The following is an 11,686-nucleotide window of genomic DNA, read 5'->3' as shown; positions in this document are numbered from 1 at the left end:
CACTTTCCCGCGCACCGTCCGGTGTGCGGGTTTCTATCTCTCCGCTAAACATATGCGCGATCCCGCTCAAGGGATAGCCGTTGCTTTATCCCGTTGTCGGGCACATGATGTTTTGCCATAACAAACGTCCGGAATGTATGTCTGCTCAGCATAAGGAGCCTGCAATGAACGACATCTTTCTCTCCCTCAGCGTTGGGATGCTGGTGCTAATGGCGATTGCGATTCCGCTGGCGCGACAACGTATCAAACCCAATCGTTTTTACGGTGTGCGCACCGCGCTAACCTTGCGGGATGACACGGCCTGGTATCGGGCGAACCGCCTTTTTGGCAAAGTGATGCTGCTCTGCGGTGTGGGATTTTTTCTGCTTTCAGCGCTGCTTGGTAACTGGCGTGAAAACGCGGGTAACGCAATGATCAGCATTATGCTGTTTTTGCTGGCGGTATCTGTGCCGGTGGTTTGCGCGCTGGTCAACGAATCGCGGGAAAAAAGAGGATCATAATGCGCGAGGGCATTAAAACCTTTGGTGCGCGTTTTGCTGGCCGCGTGAATGCAGAGAAACTGCGCTTTGCCATTGAATATGTCGATTTCGGTGAAAGCGGCTTAGCATTTGAAACAATCTGCGATTATATCGTCGAAGAAGACGCGCCCATCAGCGAAGAGGAGTACCGCCTTGCCGTAGAGATTTTTAACGACTACGGCGGTAAATGGGGTGGTTTCAGTATTGAACATATGAAAGCGCTGATAGTTAAAGAAGGCGGTTCCGCTTTGTGATATTTGCGCCGAAAAAACTGAAAATGCATCCATTAGGAGAGGTGAAATTGCCAACACGTTGTGAAATTGCGCTGGCGAAGGTGGTCGCCGATTTGGCTATTTTCCTTGAGTTCACCGATGAAAACCAACTGGATCAGGACGCCGCCATCAACGCGCTGGAGCAGGTTGCCGCTGAACTGCAAACATTAAACGCAGATGATAAACATCACCTGACGGCGATATTTATTGAGTTATCGCGGCACTATCCAGCCGATAAAACCGCGTTTATTAGCCATTTACCGGAAGCGTTAGGCTTATTGTAGAAGCCGGGAAGATCACCACCAGATTTATTTCCTGCGACAGAAAAAATACTCCGGCATAAAGGTGCCTGGCAGCTTATTTTATATAGGTCGCTTTTAATAACTGCTCGCGATCAGTGTTTTGATTAATAATGCATTGCGTCTGTAAATCATCCTGGCTTGCCGCCCACTCGCCAACTAATAACGCTGACGCTGCACAGAACTCATTTCGTGATGCGATCCAAAGCTGTTGAGATTTATTAAATCTCTCCCAAAACAGATCTTTTATCTCACTGCCTTCAGGATCATTAAGGTGATAGGGTGTATCGTAATCGTTGTTTATCCGTGTTTTTATCTTAGTGATTGTTTCTTGTAGTGATTTTTCTGATTTATTTTTCAAGTCCTCTTTGCATTGTGTCTGGTTTTTTTCATCACCATAGGCAGGCAGTGTAAGGCATTGCTGGATAGCTTTGCCTGAATCAAGCGTGATGGCACCCGCACTGAAAATTGATAGCGATACGATGACAAGTGCAATTTTTATGATTTGCATGGCAGAAGGCTAATCCTTTTTCTGTTCGCTTCAAAGGGTATATCAAAATCACGCTTGCGAATTAACTCAACGATTTTTTTATCGTTTTAGCTACGCAAACCGCCAGGGTTTTTATGGCCCAGCGCCCCGCAATGCCATGCCAAAGTAGGCCTGTGTGATTTTCTGTTTGTATTGCGTTGCAAAGCAGAGTCTGGCACTGGTGCTAAGCAGTTTCAGGGTGAATGCATCAAAAGTAAATATTTGGGGGATTTATCGAGGAAAGCCGGAGAGAGGTAAGATTGTCAGACAAGTGCGTAGGGGGCACTTGCCTGACAATGATGGGTTACAGCTTAAAGGCGTTTACATCGTTAAGCAGTTTACCGGCCTGGTGGCTGAGTGAGTTCGCGGCGGTGGCCATCTCTTCAACCATGGCGGCGTTCTGCTGCAGGTTGCCCTCCATCTGGCTGACCGCCACGTTAACCTGCTCAATACCGTGGCTCTGCTCGGTTGAAGAGTTATTCACCTGATTAATCAGTACCGTGGTTTCATCAACCGCGCCCAGCGCCTCGTTCATCCGCGTGGTCACGTTGGCCGCATAGCTGACGCCCTGACCGACATTCTTGATGGCTTCATCGATTAAACCACGAATATCACGTGCCGCCACCGAGGAACGCTGCGAGAGCGATCGCACTTCGCCGGCCACCACCGCAAAGCCTTTGCCCTGCTCACCGGCACGGGCGGCTTCCACCGCTGCGTTGAGCGCGAGGATGTTCGTCTGGAAGGCGATGCCGTCGATAATGTCGGTGATTTCAGAGATTTTCGCCGAAGACGCGGAAATATCGTCGATGGATTTTTGCAGGGAACTCAGCTCGCGATGGCTTTCATTCACCATCGACTGTACGCGACCAATAAAGGCGTTCGCCTCCTGGGCGTTATCCATATTGTGGCGCACCGTGGCTGACAATTCGTTCATGCTGGCGGCGGTTTGCTCCAGCGATGAGGCCTGCGATTCGGTGCGGGATGACAGATCATCATTGCTTTTGGCGATCTCGCTCGCCGCGACATCCACTTCGTTGCTGGCATCTTTTACGCTGCTCAACACTTCGCGGATTTTCTCCATCAGGTTATTAAAACTGCTGGCAGTTGCACCCAGTTCATCTTTTTTATGCAGATCAACTTTAAGCGTCAGATCCAGCGTGCTGCTGATGGTTTCCATACTTTTTTGCAGGCTTTTTAAACCCTTGTTTAAATAGCTCAGAATTGACGAAGCAAATACGGCAATTAACGCCAGCAAAAAGATAATGGTTCCCACTAATAGCCAAAAAGTATTGATATATTGTGCATGGTTATTTTCGGCGTATTTAGCAGCAATATTATAATTATGAGTCAACATATCTTTAATATTTGCGCTCAGAGCAACAGAGGCATTGGCAGTTATACCGCCATCAGAAACCATTTTTCGAGCCGCTTCAACACCTTCGCTGTGATAAACACCAACCATGGATTCTGCTTTTTGCAAATAGTCATCAAAGGAATCTTGCGTCTTTTTTAATTGCTGTGCATCAATGTCGTCACTAATAAGCTTTTCACGATAATATTTAAATATCTCGTTAGTTTTATTTAGCTCATCTTTCGCTTGCGCCATATGTTTGGCAAACACCGTCTCATCGGTGACCAACAGTGACATCAGGATTTGTCGACGCGCCTCTTCGCGGTGCTGGAGCGCCTCGCTGAGCTTACTGATACTCGGTAAACTATTTTCCACAACGTAATCGAAACGTGATTGCGCATTATCTAATGCCCGGATGCTAAGACCACCGAGCACAATCATGGCAACAAATGTTATAGCAAACACGACTAATAATTTCTTAAGAATGGTCATAACAGCCTCAGGTACTTTCCATATCCAGGGGAACACTATTTTTATCGGCGACTAAAGTGAAACCTTCATAGCGAAATGAATAAAAAGAGAGGTGAGTTTTACTTTTTCATTAGCTCGGTAAGTGTTCGGGAAAATAACCTTTAAATACAAGCGCTAAATTTTTAATGAAATGACTAAAGTATTATCTATATAATATATTCAAAGCGTGTTGGTATTGAGTGAATAATATATTCTGTATTTTTACCACTATTTAACGCGAGAGTTTAGTAAAGCTGAAATAATGTGTAGCACAAGAAAAAGTTTATCAACGAAATTATTAGAGAAGGATGTTTACGAGTGAGTATTTTTCTCGGCCTGGCTGGGTAAGGCAGCCTGTAGCGTCAATAACGCGTCGACTGCCTGCGCTGTACTTGAGGCGCTGATATTCTGGTGAACCTAGCTCAGATCGTGGAGATCTTTTTCCAGCAGCGGCGTGAGCGCCATTTCAGAAAAGACGACTTCCAGACCGCTGCGTTCCGGTGTGCAGCACATCATGCCAACCGCGCAACGCGAGTGGGGAAAATGGCACAGCCGCAGCAGCGGCCAGATGTGACCATCGATGGAGTATTGCAGCCGTAGCGCGTCGCCTTTGCGGCTCAGGCGCAGCCAGAAATCGCCCGCGTCACCTGGGAAAATACCGGTCGCCCAGTCTGAATAACCCTGCGTCAGCACGCTGCCGATGGCGGGCGCGCCATCATTAAACTCAATCCCGGCTTTTAGCCAGTTCTGTTCGTCCGCGACCAACAACACGCCCGCCTGGTCATACAGCTCGGAAAAACGCGCCTGAATCCGTACCTGAAAGGTGAAATCACCCGTCACATCGCGCACAAAACCGTGGCCGCTGAAGCGCTCAAACCCGTACCAGGTCTTGCGCCAGAAATCGGTGCTGCCATCCGTGACCACTTCCATTTTGCCCTGCGTTTCACGCCACTGCTGCGGTTCGTTAATCCAGTAAAAATCACCCGTCATGTTTCGCTCCTTTATCTGTGCTGGCGGCTTAAAGAGTGTCGCCGGTGGCGGGGGAGATTGCCAGTGCGGGGCGCGGTCTATTACGCAGGGATCACAAATGTTTCGTCGTAACAAAGGCGTTGTGAAAATAATGAGATATCGTTTTTTCCCGTAAAACACTGCGCTCCAAAAAACGTATCCCATTCAGGAATGAAGGCTTGCAGGGATATGGGGGTTTTGGCTTAGCAAAAGGAGGTGAGTAAGTGGCTTGTGTCTATTCAGAAGAATATCCGTGCATCATAAAGGCGCTTAAAAAAGCGTGAACCGGGCAGGCTCCCAAAAGCGTTAACTGCGCGTAGTGGAAGCCGTATAGGTTAGATCAGATACTCTTCTGCGGCGATTTTCCGCTCAGTCATTTGATGCGATGAAAGAAGATGGCGCGCCAACAAAGCAGGGTGTAGCAAGCGGTTGCTGCGTTGGGAATGGGATCGACGTGATATACAAAAAAGTGATCCCTTAGATGCCTGTATGGAGGTTAGATAGCCACCATGAAAATCTAAAAATAGGGCTCCAAAAGGAGCCTTATTATCACGCCAACCGCGGATACCCACCCGCAATTTCACTGCCGGTAAACTGCGCGATCCACCCCTCTGGATTATCAAAAATCCGGATGGCGGTGAAGTTCGGCTCTGAGCCCATATCAAACCAGTGCGGGGTTCCGGCGGGGACGGAAATCAGGTCGTTTTTCTCACACAGCACCTGGTAAACGTCGCTGCCGATGTGCAGGCAAAACAAGCCCGCGCCTTCCACAAAGAAGCGCACTTCATCTTCGCCGTGCGTATGTTCATTGAGGAACTTGGCACGCATCGCCTCTTTCTGCGGGTTGTCGGCGCGCAGGCTGATCACATCCCAGCTTTGATAACCTTTCTCGGCCACCAGTTTGTCGATGGCGTGCTGGTAAGCGGTGATCACCGTCTCCGGTGTCGGGTTTGCGCCGAGATCGCGGTCGGCCTGCCAGCGTTCAAAACGCACACCTTTGGCGTTCAGTTTTTGCTGGATCTCTGTGGAGTCGGTGCTGTGCCACACCGGCGTGCTGGCATCGGTATCGGTGTAAATCGTCAGTGCGCTCATGAAGGGATCTGCTCCGGCTTAATGTTGCTGAAAGAGGGAACCTGGTAATGATGGCTGGCTGCGTCATCATCGCCGCGAATCAGTTGCGTGGTGCGAAAACCTGCCGCTTCGGCGGCGTCCAGCTCCTGGTGAATATCGGAGAGGAACAAAATGGACGCGGGCGGCAACCCAATCTGCGCAGCAATATTGCGGTACGACTGCACATCGCGTTTCGCGCCAACCAGCGTGTCGAAATACCCGCTGAACAGAGGAGTAATATCACCTTCGTCGCTGTAGCCAAATAACAGTTTTTGCGCTGCAATCGAGCCAGAGGAATATACATACAGATCAATAGCCTGCGCTTTCCATTTCTCAAGCTGGGGCAATACGTCCGGGTAAAGGTGGCCTTTGAAATCGCCGTTCACATAACCGTCGCGCCAGATGATGCCCTGCAACGCTTTCAGCGCCGTTGATTTGCGATCTTCATCCATAAAAGCAAACAGCACGTCAATCAGTTCGGCGGTGCTGGCTTGTGGCCGGGCGATCTCTTCCCGCAGGTTATCCAGGATCGTACTCACCGGTTCGTTGTACTGCTCGGCTGTGACAAACGCTGCCAGGCGCTCGCGGGCGTAAGGGAACAGGACGTTGTGCACAAAGCGGATATCACTGGTGGTGCCTTCAATATCGGTAACGATAGCGCGGATCATGGTCTCTCCAGCAGGCGACGCTGCATTTCGCATTCAAATAAAAACTCCAGCCCTTCCAGGTGGCGGCGGGCTTCGGCGACATCGCGCCCCCAGCAGGTTAGCCCGTGGCCACGCAGCAGAAAACCATAGCGCAGCGGATGGGTCTGCGCATAGTCGGCGATGCGAGCCGCCAGCGCGTCGATATCCTGGTCGTTGTCGAAAATGGCCACCGGCACGGTGTCCAGGTGCGTGGTCTGGCCGCTCAGGGATTTTTGCATCTCAAAACCGTTCAGCAGCAGGGCAGGGGATTTCTCCACCCGAGACAGCACCGTCGCGTTCACAGTGTGTACGTGCAGCACTGCGTTGGCCTGCGGGTAGAGGCGGTAAATCAAGGTGTGCAGGCCAGTTTCCGCCGAGGGTTTACGACCGGAAGGGGCATGGTTATCGGCAATCGACACCTGCAAAAAATCCGCCGTGGTCAGGCTGCCTTTGTCTTTGCCGGATTCGCTCAGCCAGCACCAGTCGGCGTCCTGGCGTACGGACATATTCCCGCCGGTGGCGGGTGCCCAGCCTTTCGCGCCTATCCAGTGGCAGGCGGCAACGAGTTGTTGGAGTTGCAGGTTGTCTGTCATCACCCTTCCTTATAAGGAATATTGTTATCGTATAGACGTCTAAGCGTCTTGATTGCCAAATACTAGCATCGTGTTATAGTGGCGGCAACACGCGTATAACAGGCAGGCAGCTAATAATGAGCAATAACGCACTGATTCCACAAAGTAAACTTCCCGCGCTTGGCACTACCATCTTTACGCAAATGAGCGCCCTGGCGCAGCAGCACCAGGCGATTAATCTGTCGCAAGGCTTCCCGGATTTCGACGGCCCACGCTATTTGCAGGAGCGGCTGGCGTTTCATGTGGCGCAGGGGGCGAATCAGTACGCGCCGATGACCGGTGTGCAGGCGCTGCGTGAAGCGATTGCCGATAAAACGGCCGCGTTGTACGGGCATAAACCGGATGTGAATACCGATATCACCGTCACCGCCGGGGCGACCGAAGCGTTGTACGCGGCGATTACTGCGCTGGTGCGCCAGGGTGATGAGGTGATCTGCTTTGATCCGAGCTATGACAGTTATGCGCCAGCGGTCGAGCTATCCGGCGGGGTGCTGAAACGCATTGCGCTGCAACCGCCGCATTTTCGCGTCGACTGGCAGCAGTTTGCGGGGCTGCTCAGCGACCGCACGCGGCTGGTGATTTTGAACACGCCGCACAACCCGTCGGCGACGGTGTGGCAAAAGGCGGATTTCGCTGCGTTGTGGCAGGCGATTGCCGAACGCGAAATCTATGTGCTGAGCGATGAAGTCTACGAGCATATCTGTTTTGCCGAAGAGGGCCATGCCAGCGTGCTGGCGCATCCGCAATTGCGCGAGCGGGCGGTGGCGGTGTCGTCATTTGGCAAAACCTACCATATGACGGGCTGGAAAGTGGGCTACTGCGTGGCGCCTGCCGCCATCAGCGCGGAGCTGCGCAAGGTTCATCAGTATCTGACGTTCTCGGTGAATACTCCGGCGCAACTGGCTCTGGCGGATATGCTGCGCGCCGAGCCGGAACATTATCGTGAGCTACCGGAGTTTTACCGCGCGCGGCGCGATGTGCTGGTCAATGCGCTCAGCCGCAGCAAGCTGGAGATTTTGCCGTGCGAAGGCACCTACTTCCTGCTGGCGGATTACAGTGCGATTTCCGCTCTGGACGATGTGAGTTTCTGCCAGTGGCTGACCAAAGAAGTTGGCGTGGCGGCGATCCCGCTGTCGGTGTTCTGCGCCGATCCTTTCCCGCACAAACTGATTCGTCTGTGCTTCGCGAAACAGGAATCGACGCTGCTGGCGGCGGCAGAGCGCCTGTGTAAGCTGTAACAGGTTAACGGCGGTGCTGCCTGCGCCGCCGTGACTGCTTTTACTTCTCGCCCATAATCGTGTTCAGTTTTTCCGCGTCCGGCAAACCGACTTCCTGCTGCAACACATTGTCTTCATTCATGTAGTAAATGGCAGGCGTGGCGTTCGCACCGAGATCGTCCATGATTTTCTGGTTGATGTTGAGCTTTTTCATCATTTCCGGCGGTACGCTTTTCGGTAACGTCAGCGCCATTTTGCCGTTCGACTGCTCAAAGTCGTGCCAGCTTTTTGCCGGATCCTGCGCGCTCATAATCGCTGCTGCGGCTGCCGGGCTTTCCGGTTTGATCACGCCAACCAGTAGCGTGCGGATCTGCACTTTGCCGGATTCCACCCACGGGCGTGCCTGCTGCCAGAACTGTTTGCAGTACGGGCAATACGGGTCGGCAAAGACGTACACCACGCGCGGTGCCTCTTTTTTGCCATCCAGCAGCCAGTCGGCTTTTTCCATCTGCTGCCACAGTGCACGGCCTGCCGGAGCGTAAATCTCTTTGGCGATCAGCTTTTCGCTCAGGTTGGTGCCTGCATCGTCGTACATGTAGCCGGAGATAGCGTGTTTGCCGTCCGGCGTGACATAAATGGTGACGCCCATTTCCTGATATTTACCGAGATAGCCTTTCATGCCGCCCGGCGCGTCGAAGGATTTAATGATGGTGATGCCTTGTTTTTCAATGGCTTTTACCGGCGCAGGCAGTTCTTCGGCGTGCAGAGTCAGCGGGAGCAGGGTCAGCATTAACAGGCGCTTGAGCATAAAAATCCTTATAAAAACAGTGGGAAAGAGCAAGGGTAGAGAAAACCTATCACAACCATCGGTAAGACCGCCGGGCAAGGCATTGTCCTCACGTGCCCGCAGTGGTGTAATCAACAACGCTTGATGACCAACAGGTTATGAGCGCAACGCAAAGCCAGCTTGCTGGCGCTGAAGTTACCCACGGGTATTTCAGGTATCGAGGCCACCCGTCGCGGTGGCCTTTTTACTTTTGGCAATTCAGCCGTTCACAAGGTTGCTCGTTGCGGGTTGTTAGCTAACACTTATTGATTTGATAAAGCAAACGCATTGGCTCAATCAATCGAAGTTCGTTAACTTACACCCCAACGAAAACACGGAGGAAGTATAGATGTCCTTAATTAATACCAAGATTAAACCTTTTAAAAACCAGGCGTTCAAAAACGGTGAGTTCATCGAAGTAACCGAGAAAGATACCGAAGGCCGCTGGAGCGTCTTCTTCTTCTACCCGGCTGACTTCACCTTCGTATGCCCGACTGAACTGGGCGACGTGGCTGACCACTACGAAGAGCTGCAGAAACTGGGCGTGGACGTTTACTCTGTTTCCACCGATACCCACTTCACCCACAAAGCGTGGCACAGCAGCTCCGAAACCATCGCGAAAATCAAATACGCGATGATCGGCGACCCGACTGGCGCCCTGACCCGTAACTTCGACAACATGCGTGAAGATGAAGGTCTGGCCGATCGCGCCACCTTCGTTGTTGACCCGCAGGGCATCATCCAGGCTATCGAAGTCACCGCTGAAGGCATCGGCCGCGACGCATCTGACCTGCTGCGTAAAATCAAAGCAGCACAGTACGTGGCTTCTCACCCAGGTGAAGTGTGCCCGGCGAAATGGAAAGAGGGTGAAGCGACGTTGGCTCCGTCCCTGGATCTGGTTGGTAAAATCTAAATTTCCTGTCGTCTTTCACGCCATAGCGGCGTTGGCGTCGCCTGCTCGCCCCGGTCACTTACTGCTGTAAGCCCCCCGGGACTCTCAGGCCAGCCGCCTTGCTCTGGCGCGAAATACTGGGGAAATTATCTGGCAAACGGGTACTTTTGGGTGCCCGTTTTATTCAGCACCATGATGCAAGTTGCATTGATGCAGCCTTAAACAATTCGGCTTGCATGATGATGTTTTAAGGGAGAACGTTATGCTCGACACTACTATGAAAACCCAACTCAAGGCCTACCTTGAGAAACTGACTAAACCTGTTGAGCTGATTGCTACGCTGGATGACAGCGCGAAATCGGCAGAAATCAAAGAACTGCTGGGCGAAATCGCTGAACTGTCAGACAAGGTCTCCTTTAAAGAAGACAATAGCCTGGCGGTGCGTAAACCGTCGTTCCTGATCACTAACCCTGGCTCGCATAACGGCCCGCGTTTTGCCGGTTCGCCGCTGGGTCACGAATTTACTTCTCTGGTGCTGGCGCTGCTGTGGACCGGTGGTCATCCGTCAAAAGAGGCGCAGGCGCTGCTTGAGCAGATCCGCGATCTCGACGGCGACTTTGAGTTTGAAACCTACTATTCGCTCTCCTGCCATAACTGCCCGGACGTGGTACAGGCGCTGAACCTGATGGCGGTGCTGAACCCGCGCATTAAACACACGGCGATTGATGGCGGTACGTTCCAGAACGAAATCACCGATCGTAACGTGATGGGTGTGCCGGCCGTGTTCGTTAACGGCCAGGAGTTCGGTCAGGGGCGTATGACGCTGAGCGAAATTGTCGCCAAAATTGATACCGGTGCGGAAAAACGCGCGGCGGAAGAGCTGAACAAGCGTGACGCTTACGACGTGCTGATTGTCGGTTCCGGCCCGGCGGGTGCGGCGGCGGCGGTTTACTCAGCGCGTAAAGGCATTCGTACCGGCCTGATGGGCGAGCGTTTCGGCGGCCAGGTACTGGATACTGTTGATATTGAAAACTACATTTCTGTGCCGAAAACAGAAGGCCAGAAACTGGCGGGCGCGCTGAAAGCGCACGTCTCGGATTACAACGTCGATGTAATTGATAGCCAGAGCGCCAGCAAACTGGTGCCTGCGGCGGTGGAAGGCGGTCTGCACCAGATTGAAACCGCGTCCGGCGCGGTACTGAAAGCGCGCAGCATTATCATTGCCACCGGCGCGAAATGGCGCAACATGAATGTGCCGGGCGAAGATCAATATCGCACCAAAGGTGTGACTTACTGCCCGCACTGCGACGGCCCGCTGTTTAAAGGCAAGCGCGTGGCGGTGATCGGCGGTGGTAACTCCGGTGTGGAAGCGGCTATCGATCTGGCGGGGATTGTCGAGCACGTAACATTGCTTGAATTCGCCCCGGAAATGAAAGCTGACCAGGTGTTGCAGGACAAAGTGCGCAGCCTGAAAAACGTCGACATTATTCTGAACGCGCAGACTACCGAAGTGAAAGGCGACGGCAGCAAAGTGACCGGTCTTGAGTACCGCGATCGTGTGAGCGGCGATGTTCACAGCGTGGCGCTGGCGGGGATTTTTGTGCAGATTGGTCTGCTGCCGAACACCACCTGGCTGGAAGGCGCGATTGAGCGCAACCGCATGGGCGAAATTATTATCGACGCGAAATGCGAAACCAGCGTGAAAGGCGTGTTTGCCGCCGGTGACTGCACCACGGTGCCGTACAAACAGATCATTATTGCCACGGGTGAAGGTGCCAAAGCCTCTCTGAGTTCCTTTGACTACCTTATCCGCACGAAAACTGCGTAAGCAAAAAT

The 11,686-nt window shown here is 52.5% G+C and carries 13 protein-coding genes; 6 read left to right on the top strand and 7 right to left on the bottom strand.

What is annotated here, in order from left to right; genetic code table 11:
• Window positions 1–164 precede the first annotated feature (164 nt).
• The 3 genes from DFO56_RS03240 to DFO56_RS03230 are packed head-to-tail and all read left to right on the top strand — an operon-like array spanning window position 165 to window position 1,074.
• Window positions 165–500: an SdpI family protein gene (locus DFO56_RS03240; protein WP_020456974.1), complete on the top strand. Its 336-nt coding sequence runs from the start codon at window positions 165–167 to the stop codon at window positions 498–500.
• Window positions 500–772, top strand: a complete 273-nt coding sequence (locus DFO56_RS03235) for a MafI family immunity protein (protein WP_045508918.1) — start codon at window positions 500–502, stop codon at window positions 770–772. Before DFO56_RS03240 ends, DFO56_RS03235 begins: the two co-directional genes overlap by 1 nt.
• Window positions 773–813: 41 nt before the next feature.
• On the top strand, window positions 814–1,074 hold the full coding sequence (locus DFO56_RS03230; protein ID WP_082071768.1) for a hypothetical protein: 261 nt from the start codon (window positions 814–816) through the stop codon (window positions 1,072–1,074).
• Window positions 1,075–1,147: 73 nt separating this feature from the next.
• On the opposite strand, the gene DFO56_RS03225 is transcribed toward DFO56_RS03230, so the two are convergent.
• The 6 genes from DFO56_RS03225 to DFO56_RS03200 form a co-directional block, all read right to left on the bottom strand.
• Window positions 1,148–1,600 carry a lysozyme inhibitor LprI family protein gene (locus DFO56_RS03225; protein ID WP_020456977.1) on the bottom strand — a complete coding sequence of 151 codons (453 nt, stop codon included), beginning with the start codon at window positions 1,598–1,600 and terminating at the stop codon, window positions 1,148–1,150.
• 322 nt (window positions 1,601–1,922) lie between these two features.
• Entirely contained in the window at window positions 1,923–3,461 is a 1,539-nt protein-coding gene (locus DFO56_RS03220) for a methyl-accepting chemotaxis protein (protein WP_045508921.1), read from the bottom strand.
• A 435-nt stretch (window positions 3,462–3,896) separates the two neighbouring features.
• Window positions 3,897–4,469: a DUF1349 domain-containing protein gene (locus tag DFO56_RS03215; RefSeq protein WP_045508924.1), complete on the bottom strand. Its 573-nt coding sequence runs from the start codon at window positions 4,467–4,469 to the stop codon at window positions 3,897–3,899.
• A gap of 567 nt (window positions 4,470–5,036) precedes the next feature.
• Window positions 5,037–5,579 (bottom strand): acireductone dioxygenase, encoded by a 543-nt coding sequence (locus tag DFO56_RS03210; protein WP_045508926.1) that lies wholly within the window; start codon window positions 5,577–5,579, stop codon window positions 5,037–5,039.
• Window positions 5,576–6,265 (bottom strand): acireductone synthase, encoded by a 690-nt coding sequence (mtnC, locus tag DFO56_RS03205; protein ID WP_045508928.1) that lies wholly within the window; start codon window positions 6,263–6,265, stop codon window positions 5,576–5,578. The genes DFO56_RS03210 and mtnC overlap by 4 nt, the downstream gene beginning before the upstream one ends.
• Window positions 6,262–6,876, bottom strand: a complete 615-nt coding sequence (locus tag DFO56_RS03200) for a methylthioribulose 1-phosphate dehydratase (RefSeq protein ID WP_045508930.1) — start codon at window positions 6,874–6,876, stop codon at window positions 6,262–6,264. The genes mtnC and DFO56_RS03200 overlap by 4 nt, the downstream gene beginning before the upstream one ends.
• A 116-nt stretch (window positions 6,877–6,992) precedes the next feature.
• Between DFO56_RS03200 and DFO56_RS03195 the strand changes: the two genes are divergently transcribed.
• A complete protein-coding gene (locus DFO56_RS03195; protein WP_045508933.1) occupies window positions 6,993–8,153 on the top strand; it encodes a pyridoxal phosphate-dependent aminotransferase in 1,161 nt (386 codons plus the stop codon).
• 40 nt (window positions 8,154–8,193) lie between these two features.
• Here the strand turns inward: DFO56_RS03195 and dsbG are convergent, their stop codons facing one another.
• Window positions 8,194–8,940 carry a thiol:disulfide interchange protein DsbG gene (gene dsbG, locus DFO56_RS03190; protein ID WP_020456990.1) on the bottom strand — a complete coding sequence of 249 codons (747 nt, stop codon included), beginning with the start codon at window positions 8,938–8,940 and terminating at the stop codon, window positions 8,194–8,196.
• A 367-nt stretch (window positions 8,941–9,307) separates the two neighbouring features.
• On the opposite strand from dsbG, the gene ahpC reads away from it, so the two are divergent.
• The gene (ahpC, locus tag DFO56_RS03185) at window positions 9,308–9,871 is read left to right on the top strand and encodes an alkyl hydroperoxide reductase subunit C (protein WP_002894394.1); all 564 of its coding nucleotides are present in this window, start codon (window positions 9,308–9,310) and stop codon (window positions 9,869–9,871) included.
• 241 nt (window positions 9,872–10,112) lie between these two features.
• Entirely contained in the window at window positions 10,113–11,678 is a 1,566-nt protein-coding gene (ahpF, locus tag DFO56_RS03180; RefSeq protein ID WP_045508936.1) for an alkyl hydroperoxide reductase subunit F, read from the top strand.
• Window positions 11,679–11,686: the final 8 nt, after the last annotated feature.

Origin of the sequence: Kosakonia sp. AG348 (assembly GCF_003337365.1) — a bacterium.
GTDB lineage: Bacteria > Pseudomonadota > Gammaproteobacteria > Enterobacterales > Enterobacteriaceae > Kosakonia.
Note: the sequence above shows the minus strand (reverse complement) of the source record. Positions and strands in the feature narration are given on the sequence as shown.

What these genes read in the sequence shown, in the direction of transcription:
- DFO56_RS03240 (WP_020456974.1), top strand. Translation starts at nt 165, where the DNA reads ATGAACGACATCTTTCTCTCCCTCAGCGTTGGGATGCTGGTGCTAATG.
- DFO56_RS03235 (WP_045508918.1), top strand. Translation starts at nt 500, where the DNA reads ATGCGCGAGGGCATTAAAACCTTTGGTGCGCGTTTTGCTGGCCGCGTG.
- DFO56_RS03225 (WP_020456977.1), bottom strand. Translation starts at nt 1,600, where the DNA reads ATGCAAATCATAAAAATTGCACTTGTCATCGTATCGCTATCAATTTTC.
- DFO56_RS03220 (WP_045508921.1), bottom strand. Translation starts at nt 3,461, where the DNA reads ATGACCATTCTTAAGAAATTATTAGTCGTGTTTGCTATAACATTTGTT.
- DFO56_RS03215 (WP_045508924.1), bottom strand. Translation starts at nt 4,469, where the DNA reads ATGACGGGTGATTTTTACTGGATTAACGAACCGCAGCAGTGGCGTGAA.
- DFO56_RS03210 (WP_045508926.1), bottom strand. Translation starts at nt 5,579, where the DNA reads ATGAGCGCACTGACGATTTACACCGATACCGATGCCAGCACGCCGGTG.
- mtnC (WP_045508928.1), bottom strand. Translation starts at nt 6,265, where the DNA reads ATGATCCGCGCTATCGTTACCGATATTGAAGGCACCACCAGTGATATC.
- DFO56_RS03200 (WP_045508930.1), bottom strand. Translation starts at nt 6,876, where the DNA reads ATGACAGACAACCTGCAACTCCAACAACTCGTTGCCGCCTGCCACTGG.
- DFO56_RS03195 (WP_045508933.1), top strand. Translation starts at nt 6,993, where the DNA reads ATGAGCAATAACGCACTGATTCCACAAAGTAAACTTCCCGCGCTTGGC.
- dsbG (WP_020456990.1), bottom strand. Translation starts at nt 8,940, where the DNA reads ATGCTCAAGCGCCTGTTAATGCTGACCCTGCTCCCGCTGACTCTGCAC.
- ahpC (WP_002894394.1), top strand. Translation starts at nt 9,308, where the DNA reads ATGTCCTTAATTAATACCAAGATTAAACCTTTTAAAAACCAGGCGTTC.
- ahpF (WP_045508936.1), top strand. Translation starts at nt 10,113, where the DNA reads ATGCTCGACACTACTATGAAAACCCAACTCAAGGCCTACCTTGAGAAA.